General features: G+C 68.2%; 15 protein-coding genes. 5 read left to right on the top strand and 10 right to left on the bottom strand.

The window, feature by feature from the left end; translation table 11 throughout:
- Window positions 1–2: 2 nt before the first annotated feature.
- The 4 genes from FOF48_RS26825 to FOF48_RS26810 all read right to left on the bottom strand — a co-directional run bounded on the left by FOF48_RS26825 (window position 3) and on the right by FOF48_RS26810 (window position 4,649).
- Complete coding sequence (locus FOF48_RS26825; RefSeq protein WP_143905993.1) at window positions 3–437, bottom strand: PaaI family thioesterase; 435 nt, start codon at window positions 435–437, stop codon at window positions 3–5.
- On the bottom strand, window positions 434–1,309 hold the full coding sequence (locus tag FOF48_RS26820; RefSeq protein WP_143905991.1) for a fatty acid desaturase CarF family protein: 876 nt from the start codon (window positions 1,307–1,309) through the stop codon (window positions 434–436). The genes FOF48_RS26825 and FOF48_RS26820 overlap by 4 nt, the downstream gene beginning before the upstream one ends.
- The gene (locus FOF48_RS26815) at window positions 1,306–2,505 is read right to left on the bottom strand and encodes a class I SAM-dependent methyltransferase (RefSeq protein ID WP_143905989.1); all 1,200 of its coding nucleotides are present in this window, start codon (window positions 2,503–2,505) and stop codon (window positions 1,306–1,308) included. The genes FOF48_RS26820 and FOF48_RS26815 overlap by 4 nt, the downstream gene beginning before the upstream one ends.
- Window positions 2,506–2,861: 356 nt before the next feature.
- Window positions 2,862–4,649, bottom strand: a complete 1,788-nt coding sequence (locus FOF48_RS26810) for a Vps62-related protein (RefSeq protein ID WP_143905987.1) — start codon at window positions 4,647–4,649, stop codon at window positions 2,862–2,864.
- A gap of 132 nt (window positions 4,650–4,781) precedes the next feature.
- Here FOF48_RS26810 and FOF48_RS26805 point away from each other — a divergent pair, with 132 nt between their 5' ends.
- Window positions 4,782–6,026 carry a hypothetical protein gene (locus tag FOF48_RS26805; protein ID WP_143905985.1) on the top strand — a complete coding sequence of 415 codons (1,245 nt, stop codon included), beginning with the start codon at window positions 4,782–4,784 and terminating at the stop codon, window positions 6,024–6,026.
- Window positions 6,027–6,062: 36 nt separating this feature from the next.
- Here the strand turns inward: FOF48_RS26805 and FOF48_RS26800 are convergent, their stop codons facing one another.
- Complete coding sequence (locus tag FOF48_RS26800) at window positions 6,063–7,199, bottom strand: hypothetical protein (RefSeq protein ID WP_143905983.1); 1,137 nt, start codon at window positions 7,197–7,199, stop codon at window positions 6,063–6,065.
- A gap of 254 nt (window positions 7,200–7,453) precedes the next feature.
- Here FOF48_RS26800 and FOF48_RS26795 point away from each other — a divergent pair, with 254 nt between their 5' ends.
- Window positions 7,454–9,880 carry a PAS domain S-box protein gene (locus FOF48_RS26795; RefSeq protein ID WP_186002083.1) on the top strand — a complete coding sequence of 809 codons (2,427 nt, stop codon included), beginning with the start codon at window positions 7,454–7,456 and terminating at the stop codon, window positions 9,878–9,880.
- A 93-nt stretch (window positions 9,881–9,973) separates the two neighbouring features.
- On the opposite strand, the gene FOF48_RS26790 is transcribed toward FOF48_RS26795, so the two are convergent.
- A complete protein-coding gene (locus tag FOF48_RS26790; RefSeq protein ID WP_143905979.1) occupies window positions 9,974–11,851 on the bottom strand; it encodes an EGF domain-containing protein in 1,878 nt (625 codons plus the stop codon).
- Between the two features lie 402 nt (window positions 11,852–12,253).
- Here FOF48_RS26790 and FOF48_RS26785 point away from each other — a divergent pair, with 402 nt between their 5' ends.
- On the top strand, window positions 12,254–13,405 hold the full coding sequence (locus FOF48_RS26785; RefSeq protein WP_143905977.1) for a TIGR03118 family protein: 1,152 nt from the start codon (window positions 12,254–12,256) through the stop codon (window positions 13,403–13,405).
- Between the two features lie 74 nt (window positions 13,406–13,479).
- On the opposite strand, the gene FOF48_RS26780 is transcribed toward FOF48_RS26785, so the two are convergent.
- The 3 genes from FOF48_RS26780 to FOF48_RS37265 all read right to left on the bottom strand — a co-directional run bounded on the left by FOF48_RS26780 (window position 13,480) and on the right by FOF48_RS37265 (window position 18,319).
- Window positions 13,480–16,164, bottom strand: coding sequence for a galactose oxidase-like domain-containing protein (locus FOF48_RS26780; protein WP_255442713.1), 2,685 nt, complete (start codon window positions 16,162–16,164; stop codon window positions 13,480–13,482).
- A gap of 151 nt (window positions 16,165–16,315) precedes the next feature.
- A complete protein-coding gene (locus tag FOF48_RS26775; protein WP_186002082.1) occupies window positions 16,316–17,578 on the bottom strand; it encodes a PQQ-dependent sugar dehydrogenase in 1,263 nt (420 codons plus the stop codon).
- Between the two features lie 183 nt (window positions 17,579–17,761).
- Window positions 17,762–18,319, bottom strand: a complete 558-nt coding sequence (locus FOF48_RS37265) for a biotin transporter BioY (RefSeq protein ID WP_255442711.1) — start codon at window positions 18,317–18,319, stop codon at window positions 17,762–17,764.
- A 219-nt stretch (window positions 18,320–18,538) separates the two neighbouring features.
- On the opposite strand from FOF48_RS37265, the gene FOF48_RS26765 reads away from it, so the two are divergent.
- Together FOF48_RS26765 and FOF48_RS26760 are read left to right on the top strand one after the other, a co-directional pair.
- Complete coding sequence (locus FOF48_RS26765; protein ID WP_143905973.1) at window positions 18,539–19,966, top strand: hypothetical protein; 1,428 nt, start codon at window positions 18,539–18,541, stop codon at window positions 19,964–19,966.
- A 146-nt stretch (window positions 19,967–20,112) separates the two neighbouring features.
- The gene (locus FOF48_RS26760; protein WP_143905971.1) at window positions 20,113–21,702 is read left to right on the top strand and encodes an adenosine deaminase; all 1,590 of its coding nucleotides are present in this window, start codon (window positions 20,113–20,115) and stop codon (window positions 21,700–21,702) included.
- A 305-nt stretch (window positions 21,703–22,007) separates the two neighbouring features.
- Here FOF48_RS26760 and FOF48_RS26755 read toward each other — a convergent pair whose 3' ends face one another.
- Window positions 22,008–24,020 carry an acetyl-CoA carboxylase biotin carboxylase subunit gene (locus FOF48_RS26755; protein WP_143905969.1) on the bottom strand — a complete coding sequence of 671 codons (2,013 nt, stop codon included), beginning with the start codon at window positions 24,018–24,020 and terminating at the stop codon, window positions 22,008–22,010.
- Window positions 24,021–24,031: the final 11 nt, after the last annotated feature.

Below are 24,031 nucleotides of genomic sequence, written 5' to 3'. Positions count from 1 at the left end.
CGCTAGCTCCTCGGCTTCCGGATGAGGCACGTGGAGTTCATCTGCGCGACGTGGTTCCCCTCCGCGTCCTCGATGCGGCACGAACAGAAGACGACCGATGAGCCCCGCTTGACGACCTTCGCCGTGGCGGTCAGCAGCGACTCCACCACCCCGTGGTAGTACTCGATCTGGAGGCCCAGGGTGGTGAAGCTCTCGCCCTCATTCAGGGTCGAGACCACCGCGCCGCCAATGGCGACATCCGCGAGGTCGCAGAGCACTCCGCCGTGGACCGTGCCCATGGCGTTGTGATGGCGCTTGCCCGCCGGGAGCGCGGCCTTGCCCTCCCCTTCGGTGTAGCCAATCAGACGAATGCCAATCAACTCGACGACCGGCGGCGGGGAGGCCTCCCCAGACAACCATTGGTCAACGTAGCTCCGCACCGTCAATGCCCTCGTCATGGACTCTCCTTGCGCGTCGAAGTCACGCGCCCCACATCACTCTTGTCGCCCCTCGCCTCGGACCACAAGGCCCTGCGCCGGGGCGGCAACCAGGTCTCCAGCCACACGTCGTCGTTCGAGCGGGGGACCGCGCCTGTCCAACGCTGAATGACGCGCTCGAGGGTACGCCAGCCTCCCATGGCGTCCATGACGTGGTCGGCCCAGCCGTTGATGAGGCAATAGTGCGTGTCGTAGGCGCCGGAGTGGTGCTGCCAGTGATGTCGGGGACTGAGCAGCAGGTGACAGCCCTGGAGTACGCGGGTGACACCGTGGACGGGCCGACGGTGGCCGCTCTTGTGGAACTCCAGCATGAACACGAAGCAGACCGCGAAGAGCACGCAGGCCCAGACCCCCGCGACCGCGGGCACCGACGCGGGCGCCCACAGGGTGACCGGGAGCAGGACCGGCGCCGTGAGCAGGAGCGCGATGACGGAGAGCTGCCCCGTGTCGTTGTAGAAGGGATAGCGAAACATCTCCTGAGGGGCGATGTGGTGCTCCCGGACAACGAGCACCATCCGGTGGAAGATCGGATGGTGCTCGTCGAACCAGGTGTCGAACGCCCAGTGGGCGATCCCTGAGAGCAGATCGGCGACGAACAGGCCGACCAAGGTGCCCAGCCCGAGCCCGAGCAGGGCGGCCGCGAGGCCCAGCTCGAACACCGCCCGCGCCAACCACCAGGACGCCCAGCCGAGCAGCCCGAGGAGCGCGGCGGCGCCAACGAAATGGAACAGGATGTTGTCCCAGCCGAGCGGCGTGGCCCGAGGGTATCCCGAGCGCTGTTCGCTCAGGACCTCGATGTCCGGCTCACCTGCCGCCGACAGGGGGGCCTTCATACAAGCCGTCTCCGCTGCCCGTTGGGATTGCGCATGGCGCGGCCATGCGAGTCCTTCGACTGCTCCATCACGAGGCGATGCGCGCCGAGGATGCCGTCCTGGAAGGCGAACGCCGAGGACCACAGGTAGAGGTGGAACCGCCGCCAGAGGAACTCCCCCCAGCGGGCGCTGATCTCCTCACGATGGGCGTCCAGGTTCTCCGCCCATTTCTTGCAGCTCAGGAAGTAGTTGTGCCGGTCGCTCTGGACCTGGAGCAGCTCCAGGCTGCTGCGCTCGACCTCCTTCAGGTAGTCGGGGAGGCACAGGGGCGAGGTGTTGCTCTGGAAGACCCACTTCATCACGAAGGTGCTCATGCCGAACTTGTCGCCAGAGTAAGCGTCCAGGTAGATGCGTCCTCCCGGCGCCAGCAGCTCGCAATACTTGGCGATGGTGCGCTTGTAGTCCGGCAGGTGCTCGGTGACGCCAAGGTTGACGATGCCGTCGAAAGGCCTGGCCGAGAACTCCAGGAGGTGGACCTTGTCGACCCGGCAGTTCGACAGGCCCCGGTTGGCGATGACCTTGCGGATGTAGGCCTCTGACTCATCCGAGATGGTCACGGAGTGGACGTGGATGCCTTGCTCGCCGGCATACTGGACGAAAGACCCCCACCCTCCGCCAATGTCCAGCACGCGGTCTCCAGGCTTGGCTCCGATGGCATCGATCGCATACTGGAACTTGCGCTTCATGCCGACCTCGAGCGCCTCGTCGTCGCGCTCGAAGAAGCCATGGGAGTAGCTGCGGATGTCCTTGTCCAACCACAGCTCGAAGAACTCAGGGGGTTCGTCGTAGTGGCTGCCGATGAACTCGACGTCACCCTTGACCTGACCGAAGAGCCTGGGCCGGACGTGGTTGGTCCAGACGTACTGGAGCGGGCGCCGGTCGGTCATGATGTCCCGGAGCTTGAAGAGCTCGAGGATGTCGCCGGTCGCGCTGATGTCACCCGCCATGTACGCTTCGCCAATGGTGAGTTCGTCCATGGAGGCGAACGCCTCGAAGGCCGCCTCGGACTTCAAATCCACGACGCACACAGGAGGGGCGCTACCACCGAAGACCCGTTCGCTCCCGTTGGGCAAACGGATGGCCAGCGGGCGCAGCGGTCTGCCCGTGGCCTGGAGCTTCCCGTAGCGCACCTCCAGCTCCGACCAGAAGCCGCGCACTCTTTGCTCATTGATTGCCGAGGGTTTTGACGACAGCTCTGGCGCGCTGCCTTTCACTCCGACGGTGGTGGTCAAGAGAAGCCTCCTGGATGACTGCAGGGTCGTCGCAAGGGCATGCCCGTGGCGGAAGCCGCGCGCTGACGCGCGATGCTTGCCATTCACAGTCTGGGCCGCCCCATGCCCTTACACGGGTTTGTTCTTGATTGAAGTGGAATAGAATGGCAGAAATTTGTCAAGCATCCAGGACCAGGGTCGTAGCCGCCCTGTCTGACAAGGAAGGGGGACTGCTTGCACCGCTCAGATCAAGATTCTGGGAGTCCTTGAGCGGCGCCGCATCCGCCTCGGGAGCCTGTGCGCTATTCCAGGGTCATGTACTCCGGCTGAGATACCGCCCGGTTCCTCAGCGCCGAGGGACCACCGCTGTTCACGCAGTAGCCCGTGGGGTTGTCACAGCCGCCCTCCGGGTTGCCCCAGTACGCCGTGAGGTTCATCCAGGACAGCGAGCCCGTGTAGCTGCCCGCCGGCTGCCAGGGGATGGCCACGATGCGGTTCCAGGTGTCCCACGCGAGCCCGGCCCCGGTGTCGTCCGCCAGGAAGTCCCCGTTGAAGAGGGTTTCGTAGATGTGGCGGGCCGCGTCTGGGTAGAGCCCGTGGGAACCCTGGGCGGAGAAGACCTCCGGATGCCAACCGGTGAGGAAGACCGGCTTGTCCCCGAACGCGAAGGTCTGACCATTGGCGTGCTGGCTCAGGTAGACCTGCGCGGGGCGCCCGTCGACGAAGCGCACCGTGAGGTGTTCCCAGTCCCCCACGTGGTTGCCAAAGGTGGAATAGCCCCCCACGCACCCCCAGGGGGAATACCAGCCAATGCACACCCGCTTGCCATTGTTGTAGGGGTAGAAGGTCCAATACAGCACGTCCGTCACGTTCGTCGGCTGGCCTCCCTGGGTGCGCGGGATGATCTGCGCGTAGACCGGGACCGGCGTCTGGTTGGGACGCTGACCGTCAAGGAACTGCGGATCCGTGCAGGAATCACAGCCCAGCGCCTGGTTCGTCACCAGGTGGCCGTTCTCCTCGTGGACGTTGGCCAGATGGAACTCCGTGGAGGACGGGAAGTAGGCCTCGTCCGGGTGCAGCCACACGCGCGGCGCGAAGGCCGCCACCGTCCACGCATCCACCGGCAGCCCCCGCAGCTCCGCGTTGGACGTGGCGCTCTTGTTGAGCACCCAGTAGCGGCTTCCCCCCGTGTCGCCGTGGCTGGGACGGGAGATGAAGGTGGAGGCGGGCAGGCCCCGATGGTCGCGCGCCACCGCCTGCCACACCCCGATGTCTTCCTTCGCGCCAGAGCCGCTGTCGTCCCAGACCCAGGCCGGGTTGGCGGCGAGCACGTACTCGCTCCTCACGCAGCGGATGAGGTCCGTGGAGGGCTTGGAGTAGCCCAGCACCGCGACGTGGCCCAGGCAGGTGTAGCCCGCGGGCGCGACCGGCTCCCAGAAGGAGACGTCGTGCGTTCCTCCCGAGCCGGCGTCGGTCCAGGTCCGGTTGTAGTTGGACGGCCGCGCCAGCAGGTCGCCCTCGCCCCGCACCACGAACGTGGTCGCGGGAGCCTGCCCCCGCTTGGGCATCGCGACATCCCCCAACGAGAAGAACCCCGGCGACTGGGAGAGGTCCGGACGCCAGACGGAGATGTCGCTCTTCGCCCCGGTGCCGTGATCATCGTAGATCCACGAGAACCGGCTCGTGGGTTGGACCTCCAGCGCCTTGGGATGGCGCAACACCGCCGCGTCCGCGCTCAGGGTGAACTCCGCGCTCTGCCCCGAAAGCGCGGTCGCCGCGACCAGCTTGTAGCTCCCCGACGGCAGCGAGACGGCCAGCCGCGAGTCCGTGCCGCCCGCTCCATTGTCGTCCTGGGCCAGCACCGTGCCGTTCGCGTCCAGCAGGTACAGCCATGCGTCCACGGAGGACGTCAGCGTGAAGGTCATGGGCGGGGATGCGGCCGACACATCCAGTAGGAACGCCCGGTTGCCCGGACTGGACGCGCTCTGCCCACCCGACCCCTGCCAGGCGCCATACACGGTGTTGGCCTGGGCTGGACTCGTCAGGAACGTGGTCGCGGCGAGCGCGAGGAAGCATTGCCGGAAGGTCATGGAAACCTGGGGGAATGAGGAACCCAGGACCCTACCCCGTCGGAGGGACCTCCGCCGCTCCGCGTGGGGGCTTCCATCCCGAGCGGGAAGTGCGAGAGTCCACCGCTCGACCACCGCACGAGGGCGCGGACCATGTGTACGTTCTGTGATCTGGGAATCTGTCACGACCCCGGGCATCGAAGTCAGGCGCTGCTCCGCGAGTGGGTGCGCGACACGTGCGAGCTCTGCACGTTGGGGATCTGCCTGATTCACGGCGCCTCGGGGCCGCCGGTCGGCGAGACGATCATCCCCCTCTTCGACGTCAAGAGGTCGCTCCGCTCCACCAGCACCTCGGTTTCGCTGACGGAGGTGTCGTCGACGCCACGTCGGGGAATCCTGAGCGGCATGGAGGACCGGACGTATTGGAATCCGAGCCAGTCGGACGAGGCGCTGATCATCTCGCGGCTCCTCAAGTCGCCCATGGGCACGCAGCACGCGATCCCGAAGAACATCCATCGCTTCTGGACGGGCGGACCGATGAGCCCGGCGGTCGTCGACGACCTGGTCTCCGACGGCGCGCGGGCCAAGCAGGCGGGTTGGACCTGCTACCTGTGGTACTCCGCCGAAGTCGAGCGGGTGCTGGATGGACACCTCGACGGGGAGATCAAGAAGACCGAGGGCATCTTCATCTTCTCGAAGCGCCCTCCGAAGCCCGTGGACAAGCGGCCGACGCGCACCAACCAACGGCGCAGGTTGGAGCTGGCGGGCTTCCGGGTGGTGCCCATCGAAAAGCTCGACGACTCCAGCAACTGGCTCTCGGAGCTCGCGACGCTCGTCGGGGGCGCCGCGGTGCAGCGCAACTGGGATGAGGTCAAGTACTTCTCCGACCTCGCGCGGCTGCTGTACCTCAACTTCGTGGGAGGCATCCACATGGATGTCGACATCTCCCTGGGAGACATGGACCTCACGCAGACCTATTTCCACAACGACCCGAACGGCGAGGTGCCGCTCATGGGCAGCCTGCTGCGCGATCAGTCCGATCCGATGATCCCGAAGCTCCGCTTCCTCAAGAAGATCCGCCGCCGGCCCCTGCTCACGAAGGAGGAATACGACGGGTACATGGAGGCGCTCTCCGCGCTGGTCGAGAAGGGAATGCTCGCCGCGGGCATGCTGAACGCGCTGATCGCGTCGCGCCCCAACACCACCCACCTCAAGGACACCATCGTCGAGTTCCGCAAGGCCATCCTCAAGAACAAGGGCCTCATCAGCGGCATGGCGCTCTCCCGCGTCATGCTCTTCGGCAAGAGCCGGCAGGGGGACGTCGAGCAGGCCATGAAGTGGACCGTCCCGCCCTACCTGGTCCGCCTCGACCCCGACACCGACGAGAGCAACCTCTGACGCGGCGAGGCGCCCCCGGCGCGGGGGGCGTGCCCGTCACTCGATCGTGGAGTTGGTGACCTTGATGGGCGTATCCGGGTGGTTCGATATCTGGGGATAGGTCGCGTACCAGGAGCCCCCCACGTTGTGCTGGATGACCGAGCGGTCGATGCGGATGTCGCCCGAGTGGTCGTTGCTGACGAAGAAGATGGCGCTGCCGTGGGCGTTGACTTCGTTGTGCTCGATCCGCGTGCCGCAGAGGGACAGCGTCATCGTGTTGCCGTCGTTGTAGATGGCCCCGCCGCTGCCCCCGCCCGGAGTGCCCGGGCTGGCGGGATTCGCGCCGTTGCCGATGGCCCGGTTGTAGGAGAACAGGCTGTTGATGACCGTCCACGACACCCCGATGCTGCTGATGCCGCCGCCGTTGGAGCAGACCCCGCCGTAGCCCTGCTTGCCTCCGAAGGTCGTGTTCACCACGTAGACAGGCAGCCCGTCGTACTGGCTGAACACCCGGAGCGCGCCGCCTCCGACGTCGGGCCCGGCGTCGGCGCAGGCGTTGTTGAAGAAGCGGGAGTTGATGACCTTCACCCGCCCTCCCCGCACCCAGACCGCCCCGCCTCCGTCGAACTCCTTCTCGCTCTTGGAGCTGGCGTCCACGAACGTGAGGTTCTGGAGCGTCAGCCGTGGGTGGTCCTGGTTCTGGCAGTGGGAGGTCGTCCACACCTGATTCGAGTCGCAGGTGTTCATGTACAGGATGCGGTGCTTGCCCGCGCCGCTGAGCGTCACCAGCCCCTTGCCGTCGATGACGATGTCCGGCCCCTTGTCGTTGAAGACCTTCGCGGTCCTGTCCAGCGTGAGGGTGACGGGCTCGGGTCCACAGTCGAAGGTGATGACGCCTCCCCGGCCCACGGCTTCGACGAAGGCGTCGGAGGTACAGCTCGCGGGCGTCCCCGTCCCGACGACGGTGGTGGGCCTGGAGACATCAGCGAGGCCTGCCTCGGCGGGCACGCCGCACGTGGCCTCCGCGTTCGGATTTCCAGCGGGCGGACCGTCCTTGGGGTTGGTCAACGGGTTGGGCACGTCCACGTCCGCCCCGTCATCGCCCGAGCAGCCCGCCGCGCAGGCCAGCACGACCCCCGCGGCCAGCGAGAACACCGCGGTCGCGCGCGACCGGTGAAGTCTCTTCGAGTGCATCCAGCCTCCAGGAGGCCGGCAGTGTAGAGCGGCGATGCGCCGGAGACGAGCGGGCCTGACCGCCGCCGAGGGCTTCGAGGAGGCCGCGCGCAGGTGCGGCCCCCTCCCCTGCATCGGGCCCAGCAGCGCGCGGCCAAGCGACAGCCGGGGCGATGACGCCTGGCGGACGGCTTGGCGGCAAGGAGGGAGCCACCATCATTGAGGGAAGAGGGGGCTCTCCTCGAAGTGGGGACGCTCCTCCCCTGCCCCGACCCATGGCTCGCCTGCACGACAGCCCATCACCTCCGACCCCAGATGGGACTCCTTCGAGGCACAGCCGCGTCCTTGAATCCGTCTTCGCCAGCATGGGCGAAGGGGTGATCGTGGCGGACGAGCACCAGCGGTTCGTGTTCATGAACCCGGCGGCGGAACACATCCTGGGCATGGGCCCCCCGGACGTGCCCGTCAGCCAGTGGTCGGAGCGCTACGGCCTCTATCTGCCGGATCAGGTCACGCGCTATCCCTCCGAGCGCCTGCCCATCGCCCGTGCCATCCGGGGCGAGTCCGTGAGCCGCACGGAGGTCTTCGTGCGCAACGCCGCGAGGCCGGCGGGGGCCTGGCTGCTCGTGAGCTCCAGCCCGGTCCTCGACGAGGAGGGCGTGCTTCACGGGGGGGTCGCCGTCTTCAACGACATCACCGACCTCAAGGGCGCGGAGGATGCGATGCGCGCCGGCGAGGAGAAGTACCGCTCCCTCTACAACAACACCCCCGTGATGATGCACTCCATCGACCGCGAGGGGCGGATCATCAGCGTCAGCGACTACTGGCTGGACACCTTGGGCTATGAGCGCGCGGAGGTCATCGGGCGGGACTCGGTGGAGTTCCTGACGCCGGAGTCCCGGCGCTACGCCAGCGAGGTCATCCTCCCCGACTACTTCCGGACGGGCTTCTGCCGGGACGTGCCGTACCAGATCGTGCGAAAGGACGGGCAACCCATCGACGTCCTCTTGTCCGCCATCGCGGAGCGGGACCCCGCCGGCGGCGTGGCCCGTTCTCTCGCGGTGCTCATCGACGTGACCGAGCGGAAGCGCGCGGAGGAGGCGCTGCGCGAGAGCGACATGCGGCTGCGGGCCATCCTGGACAACGCGCCCACGGTGTTCTTCCTGCTGGATACGCAGGAGCGCTACATCTTCGTGAACCGCCAGTGGGAGCGGCTGTTCCACCGAAGCCGTCAGGAGGTCGCCGGGCGCACCGTGTTCGACGTCTTCCCCCGAGAGACAGCCGAAGCCCTGCACCAGACCAACGAGGACGCCTTCCGGACCGTGTCCTCCGTGGAGAGGGAGGAGCAGATCCCCCAGGATGATGGGCCCCACATCCACCTCACGCAGAAGTTCCCGCTCCTCGACTCCAGCGGGAAGGCCTATGCGCTCTGTGGAATCGCCACCGACATCACCGAGCAGAAGCGGATGGAGGCGTCACAGCGCTTCCTGGCCGAGGCGAGCCGGGAGCTGGTGACCTCGCTGGACTACGAGACCACGCTTCAGCGCGTCGCCGAGCAGGCGGTGCCCAACCTCGCGAACCTGTGTGTCGTCTTCGTGCGGACCGAAGGGGCGTCCCTGCAACCCGTGGCGGTGGCGGACAGCGTGCCGGCTCGCGCCAGGGACGTCCGGGAGTTCCTCCAGCGCCACCCGCCTGCCTCGGGCTCCCCGCACGGCCCGGCGTGGGTCCTGTCCACGGGGAGGTCCGAGGCCTTGGGAGCGTCGAAGGGTCTGCTGGATCCAACCGCCCTGACGCAGGAGCGGTGGGCGGCGATCCAGACGCTCCAGGGCCGGCCGTCGCTCGGTGTCCCCCTCCAGGCCCGAGGCCGGACCCTGGGCGCGCTGTACCTCATCTCCACCCGGCCGGGGCACGCGTACTCGCCAGCGGAGCTGGCGCTGGCGGAGGAGCTCGGCCGTCGAGCGGCCTTCGCCATCGACAACGCCCAGCTCTACACGTCAGCGCAGGAGTCCATCCGCGCGCGGGATGAGTTCCTGTCCATCGCCTCCCATGAGCTGAAGACCCCGCTGACCTCCATGAAGCTGCGCGTGCAGCAGATGGAGTCCACCCTCTCGCGCCCGGGACCGCTGCCCGTGGAGAGGGTGTCCAGGATGCTGGAGGTCTTCGAGGACCAGCTGATGCGCCTGTCGCATCTGGTGGATCACCTGCTCGACGTGTCGCGGATCAACGAGCGGCGGCTGGATCTGCGGCTGGAGGAGATGGACCTGGTGGCGGTGACGCGCGACGTGGTCAGCCACCTGACCGAGCAGTTCGAGAAGACCGGCTGCGCCTTCGAGCTGGTGGCCCCGACGCCGGTGTGGGGGCGGTGGGACCGGCTGCGCCTGGAGCAGGTCATGCTCAACCTGCTGACGAACGCGATGAAGTATGGCGCGGGGCGCCCCATCCGGATGGAGGTGATGCTCCACGCGGGGAGGGCGCGGCTGAGCATCGAGGACCACGGCATGGGCATCCCACCGGAGGCCCAGGGCCGCATCTTCGAGCGCTTCGAGCGCGCGGCCTCGCGCAACTATGGAGGCCTGGGGCTGGGGCTCTTCATCACGCGACAGATCATCGACGCGCACGGCGGCCGCATCTTCGTGGAGAGCGCGCCCGGCCTGGGTGCGAAGTTCATCGTCGATCTACCGCCATTCCCCCCGGAGCATTGAGCGCGGACCTGGAGGACGACGCTGTTCACCGCGGCTGGAGCCGGAGGTCCGGCCCCAGCCACGGCATGGCGCTCTCGAAGCGAGAGCGCCCGTCTAGTTTCCGGCCGGGGTGATGGACCCGATGTAGGAAGGATCACCCGGACGGCAGTCGATTCCCGCCTCGGCGTCGACGACCACACCGGTCATCAGACGGTCCCCCTGGCCCGGCCGCTTCAGCGTCGCGGTGTACGGGGCCGGGCTCAAGCTGTTGGGCATCAGCGGGACGCTCGCGGTCTTGATGCAGACGTCATAGGTGCCGCTCGGAGGCGCCCCCCCCTCGGGCAGCGCGCCGCGATGCTCCAGGGCGTTCGGGTCGATGCCGCGGTTGTCGTAGACGATGATCTCGCCCGTGGGCGCCCGCACCACCAGGTCCTCGTCACTGTCACGAGACCACGTCGCGTTGATCTCCACGGTGAAGCCGGCACCGCAGACCCCTGACGAGCAGCTCTTCCCCGCGGCGCAGGTGTTGCCGCAGCAGCCGCAGTTGCGCGTGTCCGTGAACGCGTTCACGCACAGCGAGCCGCACTTCACCTGAGGAGGCGGGCAGCTGCCGGGGATGCAGTCGAAGCCGCCCGGCTGGTTCACACACCGCTGGCTCGGCAGACAGGTGTGGGTCCCGTTGGTGCACTCGTTGATGTCCGTGCAGGTCTTCCCGTTGCCCGTGTAGCCCACCTTGCACGCGCAGGTGTAGCTGCCCGCGGTGTTCGTGCAGGTCGCGTTCACGGAGCACTGCGCGGTGCCGTTGGTGCACTCGTTGATGTCGTTGCAGGTCTTCCCGTTGCCCGTGTAGCCCGCCTTGCACGTGCAGGTGTAGCTGCCCTGGGTGTTCGAGCAGGTCGCGTTCACGGAGCACTGCGCGGTGCCGTTGGTGCACTCGTTGACGTCCGTGCAGGTCTTCCCGTTGCCCGTGTAGCCCGCCTTGCACGCGCAGGTGTAGCTGCCCGCGGTGTTCGTGCAGGTCGCGTTCGTGGAGCACTGCGCGGTGCCGTTGGTGCACTCATTGATGTCATTGCAGGTCTTGCCGTTGCCCGTGTACCCCGCCTTGCACGCGCAGGTGTAGCTGCCCGCGGTGTTCGTGCAGGTCGCGTTCACCGAGCACTGCGCGGTGCCGTTGGTGCACTCGTTGATGTCCGTGCAGGTCTTTCCGTTGCCCGTGTAGCCGGCCTTGCACGTGCAGGAGTAGCTGCCCGGGGTGTTCGTGCACGTCGCGTTCGTGGAGCACTGCGCGGTGCCGTTGGTGCACTCGTTGATGTCCGTGCAGACGCTGGGCTGCCCCGTGCAGGTATAGCCAGACTCCACCGAGCAGGTGCTGCTACAGCCATCGCCCGACGTGCGGTTACCGTCGTCACATTGCTCGCCGGGGCTCACCTTCCCGTCACCACAGAGCGGCCCGGTCGCCTCCACGGCGTCCACGTTGTAGAGGGCGGCGATACCGCCCCGCAGCCTCACGTAGCGGTACGGGGTGGTGCTGGTATAGGGGACGAGCGCCGTATAGGTGCCGAGGCCCAGCTCGACGAGGTTCGCCTGCCCCGTGCTGATGACGCTCATGTCCGCGCGCAGGAAGTCCACCTGCGCGACCACCGCCAGCGAAAGCCCCCGGTAGTAGATGCGCAGCGGCCCGGTGCCCTCTTCTCCCGCGCCCATGTCCAGCGTCAGCGCGCCGCCCAGCACGGCCAGGAAGTTGGCCGTCTGTCCATCCGGCGGGCCAACGGCGTTATTCGGATTGAGGACGCCAATGACGCCGCTGGCGATCACCGCGTCCGCGTACGGATCCGCCACCGCCCGCTGCGACAGGGACTCTTCCGAATCCGCCACCGCTTTGTCGGTGGAGGACTCCTTCTCTTCGGGACCGGTTCCGCACGCGCTCAGGACCGCGCACGCCAGCGCCGCACTTAGTAAACGCCACACCGTGGCCACTCGATTCACCTTCATGTTCCGCTCCATTCCGCTCGACTCGCGAGCCGGCGGCCCGGCGAAATACCTTTTGTCGCAGGGACCGCCGGCATCCATGGAATGCACGAATAACCAACCATGCATCGAGGGCGAGCCGGGCTGACCTGAAACGGGTCCGCCATCCGACAGGCATTGCGTCAGGTATCGCCGCGGAGAATTCCAGGCGACACCCCACCTGGACATGAAGGCCCCCTGATACGGCGCGCGCCGGAATGTGTTTCGGAGCGGGCTTCGACCCCCCTTCAGCGCGTTGAGTGGTGGGCAATACGCACTGGCAATCATTTCTCGGCGCAACAGGGCCGATTGCGGCGTGGGCCCACCCTTCTCAGCTTTCAACCAGAAGAGAAGTTCGCAGCAGCACGACATCTCGAGGGGGGAACCATGAGGACAACGTCGATTCGCGAACTGGGGCTGCGGTATGGCGGGTATGTGCTGGGGCTGTCGCTTGCCGTCGTGGGACTTCCTGGAGCGGCGTACGCCCAGGCACCCACTGACCTTCCCAACGCCTATACCCAGAAGAACCTCGTCTCCGACGGTGCCGCCGCCGCGGACCACACCGATCCCAATCTGATCAACAGCTGGGGGCTCGCCTTCAATCCGTTCGGCGTGGCGTGGGTGGCCGACAACGGGACGGGCGTGGCGACGCTCTATGACGGCGATGGGAACGCGCAGCCGCTCGTGGTCACCATCCCGGTGCCCACGGGCGCCACGGCGCCCTCGAGCCCCACCGGCGTCGTCTACAACGGCTCCGATGGTTTCGTGGTCTCCCAGGGGACCGCCAGTGGGGCTGCCCGCTTCATCTTCGTGACGGAGCAGGGCATCGTGGCGGCTTGGTCGCCGCTGGCCGCTCCGGCCAACGCCATCCTCACGGTGGACAACTCCGGGAAGAACTCGGTCTACAAGGGCGTCGCCGTGGCGAACAACGGCACGGCGTCCTATCTCTACGCGACCGACTTCCACAACGGGCAGGTGGATGTGTTCGACAACACGTTCGCGCCGGCCACGCTCGGCGGAAACTTCACCGACCCGAACCTGCCCGCTGGCTTCGCGCCGTTCGGCATCCAGAACATCAACGGCGACCTCTACGTGAGCTACGCGCAGCAGGACGAGCAGATGCGTGACAACGTGTCGGGCGCGGGCCTGGGCTACGTCAACGTCTTCGACCCGAACGGCAACCTGATCCGCCGCCTGGTCTCCGCGGGCAACCTGAACGCGCCGTGGGGCATGGCCGTGGCGCCGGCCAGCTTCGGGCGGTTCGCCGGGCGCCTGCTGGTGGGCAACTTCGGCGACGGGACCATCAACGCCTTCGACGCCGCGACGGGGACCTTCGACGCCCAGCTCCAGGACAGCAGCGGGAAGCCGATCGCGATTGATGGTCTCTGGGCGCTCAGCTTCGGCAATGGCCTCCAGAACCAGCCCATCGACACGCTGTTCTTCACGGCGGGCCCGGGGATGGAGAGCCACGGCCTGTACGGTCGCCTCGACGTGACCACCACGACCTCGACCCGCGTCCCCTTCCGTCCCAAGCGCTGAGCCGCGCGGTCGCGTCAGGGGGGGAGTCCAGCGGATGCGCCCGGGGAGTCACGTCCCGGGCGCATCCGGCGTTGCTACTTCGCCTCCAGGTTCAGCTCCAGGTCGAACGCCGCGTCGTGTGACTCCCCGTTCGCCTGCTTCACCATCACCGCGATGATGTTCTCGCCCACCACGAAGGGAGCGCCGTCGAAGGTGGCCGTGCTGGTGATGGGGTCCTTCAAGATGCCACTCGCGAAGACCCCGTGGGCGAAGCCGTTGTCCATGTACCGGGAGTACACGGGCTTTCCGTTCACCCAGATCGCCACGCCATCGTCATGCGTCACGCGGATGCTGGCGGAGCGGATGGCGTCCACCAGGGTGAGCTTCTTGCGGAAGTACAGGGTCGGCTGACTGGGGTTCGTCTTGTTGAGCATCGTGTGCTCGTCCCCCACCCCGTAGCCAAGCTTGCCAGGGCCCGAACGCCACGCGCTGTCGTTGAAGGCCAGCGACGTCCAGGCGCTGCCTGGGTCCACGTTGCGGTCATCGAACTTCCAGTACTCACCGAAGGCGATGGCCTGGAACTTCGGGCTCGCGGAGATGGTGAAGACCCCGTCGGTCTGGTCGGAGACGTCCGACCGCGCCGAGTCCGCGATCCGCAGCAGGCCCGCGGACGTCTCCGTATGCGGCACCGTCCAGTCATAGAAGCCGGTGTTGGGGATGCCCGTCTTGACGGTCGTCCAGTCCTTCCCGTTGTTGGGCGAGAACTGGAGCTGCACGGTGTTGATGCCCGCGCCGTGGGTCATCCATTGCAGCGTCTGGACGTTTCCAGGGCGCAGCGTCTCTCCGCCGTTGGGGCTCTCCAGGAGGAGCGAGGAGTGGGCATCCTCCTCGGTGACGACCTTGAGCTCCAGGTCGAAGGAGACGTCGCTGGATGTCGCGTTCGCCTGTTTCACCATGACGGCCAGCGTGTTCTCCCCCATCACGAAGCGAGCGCCGGGGATGGGGCCTTCGCTGATCGCGTTGTCGACGCTGGAGCCCTGGGCGTAGGCGCTGTGCGCGATGTTGTCCACCAGCTTGGAGAACACCTGGGTGCCGTTGAGCCAGACCACGACGCCATCGTCATACAGCACCTTGAGCGTGGCCGCGTCCACCATGCCGTGCAGCATGAACTTGTGGCGGAAATACACGCTGGGCTGGCGCGGCGTCGTCGCGGTCAGCACCGTCGCCTCGTCACCGTCGCCGTAGCCGAGCTGCCCCGGCCCCTTCTTCCAGGAGGAATCATCGAAGGTGGGCGAGGTCCATCCGGGCCCCGGGTCCACGTTGCGGTCGTCGTACTTCCACTCCGCGCCGAAGGCCACCGCGGTGAACCCGGAGTTGGGCGGCGGGTCCGTGGGGTCCGACGTCGAGGTGCCTCCGCCAATGCGGATGATCTTCGACACCGAGGGGACGCGATTGGCGTTGAGCAGGAACAGCATGTAGTGGCCCGGCGGGGCCCCGTTCGCGCTGGTGGGCGCGGTGACGGTGAGCACGCCGTTGCCGGCCGTGAACTTCAGCCACTGGAAGCGCTGGTTCTCATCGAACGCGTGGGTGACGGAGCCCAGCCGGATCCAGGACACCTTGGAGATGGCCGCGGCGTTGGGCGTCGTGACCTGGAACTTCTCGCCGTAGGCCACGGACGCGGGCGCGGCGGTGATGGTGGGCCGGGTGCCCTTGAAGAGATACGGCGGAGAGAACACCTGCATGGTGCGGATGCCGCGGCTGCCCGCGGAGAGCACCCGCCCATCCGGCAGGAGCAGGGTCGTGGAGTGATACCCGCGATAGGCGGAGCTGGGAGCGAGCTCGGACCAGATCTCGGTGGTGGGGTTCCACAGCTCGGTTTCGAAGCGGGGGAACCGGGGGTTGTCGACCCCCGGGCCGCTGTGGCCGCCGGTGACGAGCACGGTCCCGTCGGGAAGGAGCGTGGAGTTGTGCTGGCGGCGCACGTATTTCATGGGGGCCACCGTGCGCCAGACGGGATTCGCCGCGTTGAGGTCGATGACCTCCACGTTGTTCGTCGGGGGATTGTCACCGCCGGTGATGATGACCTTCCCCTCGTCATACATGGCCGCGCTCCCCGCGTTGCGGCTGTTCGCGTACTGGGTGCGAGGCCCGGTGGTCCACGAACCCGTGCCGTCGGTGGACAGGAAGCGCGCGGGCTTCCAGTAGCCCGCCATCAACTGTTTGCCGTTGGGCGCGGCGAACATCCACGGGTAGTACATGAGCTCGAGGCTCGCGCCGGTCAGGTTGCGCCACGCGTTCTTCGACGGCTGCCAGACCTGGGGAATCAGGTTCTTGCTCGTGTCCTCCTTGGCGCCTCCGATGACCAGCATCTCCCCGTTGGGGAGCGTGGTGACGGTGGGGTACCAGCGGCCGGCGTTCATGTTCGGCAGCCGCGTCCAGGTGTTGGTGAAGGGGTTGAAGATGGTGGCGTAGGGGAGCCCCGAGTCGTCCGTGATGTGCCCCCCCGCCACGAGCAGGCGGCCGTCCGGCAGGAAGGCATGCCCCGCGCAGAAGATGTTGTAGCCCGCCTTGGGGAGGGCCGTGATGACGTTGGTCTGCGGGTCCCACAGCGTCGGGTTGTCACCGTCCGCGAACTCGGAGAAGAACATCACCTTGCCAGTTGGCAGCAGGTGGGTGTGCACCGCGGAATAGGGCCAGTTCTGGACGGGCGTCCATTGACCCGCGACCGCCGGGTCCAGGGACTGTGCCCCGGCCGTCGCCGTGAATGCCCATACAGCCATGACTGCGAAACGCCACGCACGGAACAGCACAGTCCACCCCCCGTGTATTGGTTGCGAGTGCGAGCCATCGTAGACAAGCGCACTGCGTACACCATCGGCTCTCCAGGCAGGAGCAACGACGCCGGGCGGACAGTGACGCGGCGGAGGACGTTCAGCGCGGCGTGATCTTGAGCAGTCGACCGTTCGGATCGTCCGTGAGCAGATAGAGCGCGCCTTCGGGGCCCTGCACGACGTCGCGGATGCGGGCGTTCCCCGCGGGGTGCATCCGCTCCTCGCCTTGCACCCGGTCGTTCTTCATCACCAGCCGCACCAGGGCGTGACCGGCCAGCCCGCCAATGAAGAAGTTGCCCTTCCACTCCGGGAAGAGGTTCCCGGAGTAGATGGTCATCCCGGAGGGAGCGATGACCGGATCCCAGAAGTAGACCGGCTGCTCCATGCCCGGGCCCTGGGCGCTCTGATGGATGGGCGCGCCGGAGTACTCCCTGCCGTAGCCGATGGTGGGCCAGCCATAGTCCTTGCCCGCGCCAATGAGGTTGAGCTCGTCGCCGCCAAGCGGCCCCATCTCCACCTCCCAGAGGCGGTTCTGGCTGTCGAGCGCGGCGGCCAGGACGTTGCGGTGGCCCAGGGAGTAGATCTCCGGCCGTGCGTCGCTGCGATTCACGAAGGGGTTGTTCGCGGGCACCGTGCCGTCAGGGTTGATGCGGACCGTCTTCCCGAAGTGGCTGTTCAGCTTTCGAGCCTGGACGCGGCCCGGGAGGATGGAGCGCTCCCCCAGGGTGACGAACAAGGTGCCGTCGGGATGGAACACCAGGCGCCCCCCCGCGTGCATCGTCGAGTCGAGCGTGGGCTTCATGCGGAAGATGATCCGCAAGGCTTCAATGCGGGGCTGTGCGCCTTCCTTGAGCTTCCCGCGCCCCACCGCGAGCCCGTTGCCGGCCGCGCGAGGCTCGTAATAGGTCCAGAAGATGAGGCGGCTCGTGGCGAAGTCGGGCGAGACCTCCACGTCCAGCAGGCCGCCTTGATCCCTGCCATCCACGGGGGGCAGGCCGGCGATGGGCGGGGACTTCACGCCCTCGGGCGTGACGATGAAGAGGTTGCCGGTGTGCTTCTCCGTCACCAGCATCCGCCGGTCGGGCAGGAAGGCGACGGCCCAGGGGTAGTTGAAGCCCGAGGCCACCTCCGTGACCTGATAGCGGGTCTGTGACGTGACGGCGGGGGCGTTCGTCTGGCCGGGGAAGGCCGGGGGGAACTGGGACGCCGTGGGAGAGGCTTGTGGCGAGGCGCCCTCGGCTGGACCCGGGACCGGAGCGCCGCTCGGGTCCGTGGGCGCCACGGACTCCTGTCCTCGCGCTGGCCCCGCGAAGGACAGGAGGGACATGAAGGCAAGGGTCATCAGGGCGGCGCGCAGGCGCATGGGGCTCTCCTCTGGGGGCGGCTGGTGGATCCGCGCGGCAGCTAATCACCGCGAGCGCGACGCGCGGCCCAAGGCCTCATGCCGCTGTGCGTGTCCGAACACGCGCGAGCCGGGGAGCCGCCCTGGAGGGAGGGGGCGCTCCCCGACAGTGTTCACTGTCAAGAGCGCGCCCTGGACCTGGGTTCACCGAGCCATGGCGCGAGAAGCGCGAGCCCGTGCGAGCCGCCATGCGAGGGACGTGCTCAGCGCGGCGATGGCGGCCTTGAGCACCCCTCCTGGAACGAAGGGCAGGAAGCCCTTGTGGAAGGCGGTCGCGAGATCGAGCGAGGCCGCCACCTGGAGCCAGCCCATGCCGATGCACAGGATGACGAGCTGCCCCACGAGGAAGACGGCCACCGCCGTCCACGGCCGCCGGTCGAGCCCGCGGCGCGCGGCGAGGCCCACGAGCCAGGCCGCGGGCAGGAAGGCCACCAGGTAGCCCCCCGTCGGTCCGACGAGCGAGCCCCAACCGCTGGCCGCCTTCGCGTAGAACGGCAGACCCACCGCCCCCAGCAGGAGATAGACGAGCTGCGCGGCCATGCCTCGCCCAGGCCCGAGCGCCGCGGCCGTGAGCACGACCGCGAGCGTCTGTCCCGTGATGGGCACCGGTGAGCCCGGCACCGCGATGGCGACCTGCGCGAGCACCGCGGTGCAGAGCGCCGCGCCAAGCACGAGCGCGCCCTCGTGAACGCGCGTGCGCACGAAGGCGTCGGCCAGGACGCGAGGGGGTGGAGGACTGGCGCTCGCGCTCGAGTCGCGTGACGACGCCGGGGGAAGTGAAGACACGGACCGATGCTCAGCGAGGACGAGGTCCGTTGCAAGGCGCGAGACCCCGCCAGTGAGGCGTCCGTGCCCCCTCCGGGACAAGAAGCACCGCACGGGAGCCCCCCTGACTGTGTTTCGCGCAGCTAGGATGCGCGCATGCCTCTGACCCAGACCGAGTTTCTTCCCCGCGCGGAGGCCACCCTCACCCGCCTTGACGGGGCCGTCCTCGACGCGCTCTCGCACCATGGCGAGCCCACGGTCGAATCGCTCGCCCAGGTCTTTGACGAGGAGGATTCGCTGACGCCCGCGTCGCTCATCCAGGCGCTCTGCCCCGGTCCCCTCTCGCCCGTTGGCCTCGCGGCCCTGGTGCTGCGCGAGGTCCTGGCGCCCGAGGACGCGGTGCTCGACGGCTCCGTCTCGGAGGCCCGGGTCGTCACGGGCAACGCGCGGGCTCCTGGCTCGCTGCTCGTCACCCGCCCTCTCATCGTGCTCGGCGACCTGGAGGTCGCGGGCGTCCTGGAGGACCAAGGGCCGGACTCGACCCTCGTGGTCCTCGGCCGTTGTTCAGCGTGGGGGCTCCAGACGTCGGGCAACATCCTGGTCCTCGGAGACCTCCAGGTCCGGGATGTCATCCAGGGCGTCTACAACGACGACAGCCTCGTGGTGGCGGGCGACCTCAGCACGCGCTTCCTCGATGAGAATGATCACGAGGTGGCCTGTTACGGGCAGGTCCACGCCGAGCATCACCTGGAGAATGGACGCTCCGGGGACGACGCCGCCTCGCTCGCGTCCACCTTCCTCCTCCCCGCGCTCTGGGACCTGGACCTTGGAGAGATCCACCACGACGCACTCTTCGAGCGCATCCGACGAAGCGAGCCTGCCTTCACGGACGCGCCCCAGCCCCGGCAGGTGCGCGAGCCGGACGCCCCCACCGCCGAAGAGCTGGAGGGCCTCGACATCGAAGGGATCGCGGCCCAGGCGTCGAAGAAGGCACGGGCGAAGCATGTCATCTACGCGCAGCGGAAGACCGGCGAGGTGTGGCTGCTGAGCCCGGGCAACTTCCCCCTGCAGATCTTCGACGGCAAGCAGTTCTTCGGGAAGGACGCGCCGCCAGCCCTCGACGTGAAGCAACGCGCCTCGGAGCGCGCCACCTTCTGGCGCAAGCGGGGCGACCTCTTCCTGGAGCTCGAGCGCTTCGGCGCCGTCATCCAACTGCACGCGGGCACCAACAACGGGTCGATGAGGACGTTCCGCTTCGCCTTCGGCACCGCCGACGCGGCCGTGCTCGAGCTGCGACGGCTGGAGGCCCGCTACGAGGGAGACTTCCTGCGCGTCACGTCTGAGATTCCCGGCCGGGGGCCGCTCGAACGGGAGTTCGCGAAGCACGGCGGGCCCAAGGCGGAGTACACGTCCGCCATCGTGCAAGGGGCGACCCTGATCACCCGCGACGGTTCGCAAGAGCGCTTCGGCGACGAGGCCTCGGCGCTGAGCGCGCTGGAGGACTGGATCGCCGGGAAGCGGCAGGCCGGGTTCGACTTGAAGGTCCTGGAGTGGAGCCCTTCGGGCCTCCTGGGCAAGCGCTGACCTGACGCAACTGGACCTGGGTCTCTCTTGAATCCATTCTCATACGCATTCGAGAAAAATTGGATAGAGCAGAAAACATCTTCACGTTCTCCTTGGCAACCTGTACGGAGCGCCCCCGCACCCTCACAAGGATTGCCACTTCCGCCATGATCCGGTTTTCCACTTTCGCCATCGTCGCCGCGCTCGGCCTGAGCGCTTGCAGTGAAGAGGATCCCCTCCCGCCTGTTGAGAAGACGCGAGAGGAGCGGGTCAACGAGCACATGGAGTCGCTGCGCGGCGACGCCACGGCGCTCGGGACCTTCCTGTTCGACATGCCCAAGGGCGGCGACCTGCACAGCCACACCTCCGGCGCCATCACCACCGAGAAGCTGATCGCGTGGGGCGCGGAGGACGGCGCCTGCGTGGACACGACGACCTACGTCGCCAGCAACCCGTGCGCGGCCGGCTCGGTGCCCCTTTCCCAGACGGAGAGCGACCGCGCCCTCCGCGACGCCGTGATGAGCGCCTGGTCCATGGAGAACCACCCCGGACCCCTGCTCGCCGCGCACCAGCACTTCTTCGACGCCTTCGGCAAGTACGGCGCCGTGCAGCTCGACTCCCGCAATGACGACAGCTACGCGGACATCCTGTCGCGCGCGGGCAAGCACCACCAGATCTACGTGGAGCTGATGCAAGGCTTTGGCGCGGGCCGGGGTGGCAGCCTGGCCACGCCGCTCTTCACGTCCACGGACGTCTGGGACAAGCCGACCCTGCTGGCCAAGCGTCAGCAGCTCATCGCGCTGCCGGACTTCCAGAGCGCGCTGACGGCGCAGACCACCAGCATCGCGAACACGCTGAAGGGCGCCCGCCTCCTGATGGGCTGCGACACGGCCCAGCCAGACCCGGGCTGCGGCGTGGAGGTGCGCCTCATCGTCTCCGCCAACCGCACCGCGGACCGGACGAACGTCTTCGGGCAGTGGGTGTATGCCTATGAGCTGGCCCAGAAGGTGCCTGAGATTGTCGGCGTGAACCTCGTGTCGCCGGAGGAGAACGCCAACTCCCTGGCCTTCTACCAGGATGAGATGTTCGCCCTGGGCACGCTCGACGACTTCAACGACCAGGAGGTCGGCCGCAAGCTGGTCCACGTCTCGCTGCACGCCGGGGAGCTCATCCCGGCGGTGCTCACGGCGCAGGACCAGCAGCACCTGAACTTCCACATCCGGGAGGCCGTGGAGAAGGCCCACGCGGAGCGCATCGGCCACGGCGCGGACGTGCTGGGCGAGACGGCCGGTGACGGCGCCGCGGACCTGCTGCGTGACATGCACGACGCGGGCGTGATGGTGGAGATCTGCCTGACCTCCAACCGCGTGCTGCTGGGCATGTCGGGTGAGGCGCACCCGCTGGCCGCGTACCTGAAGAACAACGTGCCGGTCGCCCTGTCGACCGACGACTCGGGCATCCTGCGCGGCGACATCACCCAGGAGTACGTCGCCGCCGCCACCGACCAGCGGCTCGACTACAAGACGCTCAAGCAGATGGCGCGCGCCAGCCTGGAGCACGCGTTCGCTGAGGGCGACAGCCTCTGGGCCGCCCGGGACACCTTCACCAAGACCGTGGAGGCCTGCGTCGCCGACAAGCCGGAGCAGGGCACGGCCTCCGCCCGTTGCGAGAGCTTCCTCGCCGCCAACAAGCGCGCCGCGTTGCAGTGGAAGCTGGAGCTCCAGCTGGCCACCTTCGAGCGCGGCATCGCCCCGTAAGGCAGCGCCTTCGCGCCTCCACTCCGGGGGCGCGAAGGCAGTGGCCCCAGGAGCGGGCCGGGTCTGGAGCTCGCGAGGGACGCCCCTCGCCGCTCCCCTCCCCTGCCCACGTCCTCGAAGTGCCGAGACTCCAGCGCTCCGCCGACGAGCGCTGTCCGCTCCGGCCAGCGAAGGGCCGAACGATGAATGATGTCTCCTCCTGGGTCGGAGGCATCGTGCGCGCCGCTCCGCCCGTCAGGGCGTGGGGCTGAGCCGGGTGGGCCTTCCAGAGAGTCCCGCGCCAGGCCGGGGCAGCGGGCTTCTCGTCACGCGGCCTCGTTTCCTTCCGGCGAGACCACCGCGACGACGTGACGTGCGGGCACCTGCGCCCCGACCGTGACGTTCAGCGCCGTGACGACGCCATCGGTCGGCGCGACGAGCGACGACTCCATCTTCATCGCTTCGAGCACCACCAGCACGTCGCCCCGCTTCACGGTCGCGCCGACCTCGGCGCTCACCCGGATGATGCGGCCGTCCATCGGCGCGCGCAGGCGGCCATCGCTGGCCCGCTCGCGCTCGGAGGGGGGCCGGAAGGAGACGTCGCGGAGATGGCGCGTGACGCCATCGAGCGAGCACCACAAGGTGCCTCCCGCGCGCCGGTACCGGAGCGCGCGGCGCCTCCCCGCCACTTCGACCTCGGCGCTTCCGGCGGAGAGCCAGCGCAGGGCGAGCGTGACGCCGGCATCGCCGACGCGGACCTCGTACTGCTCTGGCGCGACAGGCCGCACCGAAGCGCGGAACTCCCCTGCCCCGTCATTCAACACGATCGGCACCGGCAGGGCCTGGGAGCTGCTCCAGCCCGCGAGCGTCGCGTCGAAGCCTCCGCGCTCCGCGAGCGCCATCGCGTCGTCGTGGAAGAGCAAGGAGGCCAGGACGGCCTGCTCCTCCGAGGACGCCTGTCCCTGCGCGCGCAGCGTCTCCGGGGGCATGTGCGCGCCGACGAAGCCCGTGTCGTACCGGCCGGAGCGGAACACCTCATGCGCCAGGATGTGCTGGAGGAAGGTTCCATTCGTCGTGACGCCGAAGGCCGTCAGCTCCCGCAGGGCCGCGGCCAGCCGTTCACGCGCCGTCTCGCGGTCCGGCCCATGCGCGATGAGCTTCGCCTGCATGGAGTCGTAGAACGGCGTGATGTCCTGGCCTTCGCGGACGCCGTGGTCGACGCGGACGCCCTCCCCCGCCGGGGGAACCCACGAGAGCAGCCGCCCCGTCTGGGGAAGGAACCCGTTGGCGGGATCCTCCGCGCACAGGCGCACCTCGATGGCATGGCCACGGAAGGTCACTTCCGGCTGCGTCAGCGGGAGCGCATCGCCGTCGGCGACCCGCAGCTGCCACTCCACCAGGTCCAACCCCGTCACGAGCTCCGTCACCGGGTGCTCGACCTGGAGGCGGGTGTTCATCTCCATGAAGAAGAAGTCGCCGTTCGGCGCGAGCAGGAACTCGATGGTGCCTGCGCCGCGATAGCCGATGGCGCGGGCCGCCTGCACCGCCACGGCCCCCATGCGCTCGCGCAGCGCCGCCGTGACGGCCGGAGACGGACTCTCCTCGACCACCTTCTGGTGACGCCGCTGGATGGAGCAGTCCCGCTCCCCCAGGTGCACCGCGTTGCCGTGCGCGTCCGCGAAGACCTGCACCTCGACGTGGCGCGCCCCCTCGATGGCCCGCTCCAGGATGAGCTCGCCGTTGCCGAAGGCGTTCGTGGCTTCCGAGCGCGCAGAGCGGATGGCGTCCAGCAGCGCCCCCGGCTCGCGGACGAGGCGCATGCCGCGCCCACCGCCGCCCGCCGCCGCCTTCACCATGACCGGGAAGCCGATGCGCTGGCCCTCGCGGACCAGGGCCTCGTCGTCGAGCGATTCGCCGGGGCGGGCCGCTTCGTAGCCGGGAATGCACGGCACGTCGGCGGCCTGCATGCACAGCTTCGCCTGCCGCTTGTTCCCCATCAGCTCGATGGCCTCCGCGGGCGGCCCGATGAACACGAGGCCCGCCTCCGCGCACGCGCGCGCGAAGTCCTCGTTCTCGGAGAGGAAGCCGTAGCCGGGGTGGATGGCGTTGGCCCCGGACGCCTTCGCCGCGGCGAGCACCCGCTCGATGGAGAGATACGACTCCCGCACGGGCGCGGGCCCCAGGCGCACCGCCTCGTCGGCGAGCCGCGCGTGGGGGGCGTCCCGGTCCGCGTCGGAGAAGACGGCGACCGTGCGCAGGCCGAGCCGGCGGCACGTCCGCAGCACGCGCACGGCGATCTCTCCCCGGTTCGCCACCAGCACCTTGTGAATGCGCTTCATGGTTCCCTTCC

This window comes from Corallococcus sp. Z5C101001 (assembly GCF_007352635.1).
Classification (GTDB): Bacteria; Myxococcota; Myxococcia; order Myxococcales; family Myxococcaceae; genus Corallococcus; species Corallococcus silvisoli.
Note: the sequence above shows the minus strand (reverse complement) of the source record. Positions and strands in the feature narration are given on the sequence as shown.

Bases quoted from the DNA above. Each gene is read 5' to 3' on its own strand.
- FOF48_RS26775 (WP_186002082.1), bottom strand. From the start codon at position 17,578: ATGCGCCTGCGCGCCGCCCTGATGACCCTTGCCTTCATGTCCCTCCTG.
- FOF48_RS26785 (WP_143905977.1), top strand. From the start codon at position 12,254: ATGAGGACAACGTCGATTCGCGAACTGGGGCTGCGGTATGGCGGGTAT.
- FOF48_RS26825 (WP_143905993.1), bottom strand. From the start codon at position 437: ATGACGAGGGCATTGACGGTGCGGAGCTACGTTGACCAATGGTTGTCT.
- FOF48_RS26760 (WP_143905971.1), top strand. From the start codon at position 20,113: ATGATCCGGTTTTCCACTTTCGCCATCGTCGCCGCGCTCGGCCTGAGC.
- FOF48_RS26805 (WP_143905985.1), top strand. From the start codon at position 4,782: ATGTGTACGTTCTGTGATCTGGGAATCTGTCACGACCCCGGGCATCGA.
- FOF48_RS26800 (WP_143905983.1), bottom strand. From the start codon at position 7,199: ATGCACTCGAAGAGACTTCACCGGTCGCGCGCGACCGCGGTGTTCTCG.
- FOF48_RS26790 (WP_143905979.1), bottom strand. From the start codon at position 11,851: ATGAAGGTGAATCGAGTGGCCACGGTGTGGCGTTTACTAAGTGCGGCG.
- FOF48_RS26780 (WP_255442713.1), bottom strand. From the start codon at position 16,164: ATGGCTGTATGGGCATTCACGGCGACGGCCGGGGCACAGTCCCTGGAC.
- FOF48_RS26765 (WP_143905973.1), top strand. From the start codon at position 18,539: ATGCCTCTGACCCAGACCGAGTTTCTTCCCCGCGCGGAGGCCACCCTC.
- FOF48_RS26810 (WP_143905987.1), bottom strand. From the start codon at position 4,649: ATGACCTTCCGGCAATGCTTCCTCGCGCTCGCCGCGACCACGTTCCTG.
- FOF48_RS26795 (WP_186002083.1), top strand. From the start codon at position 7,454: ATGGCTCGCCTGCACGACAGCCCATCACCTCCGACCCCAGATGGGACT.
- FOF48_RS26820 (WP_143905991.1), bottom strand. From the start codon at position 1,309: ATGAAGGCCCCCCTGTCGGCGGCAGGTGAGCCGGACATCGAGGTCCTG.
- FOF48_RS26755 (WP_143905969.1), bottom strand. From the start codon at position 24,020: ATGAAGCGCATTCACAAGGTGCTGGTGGCGAACCGGGGAGAGATCGCC.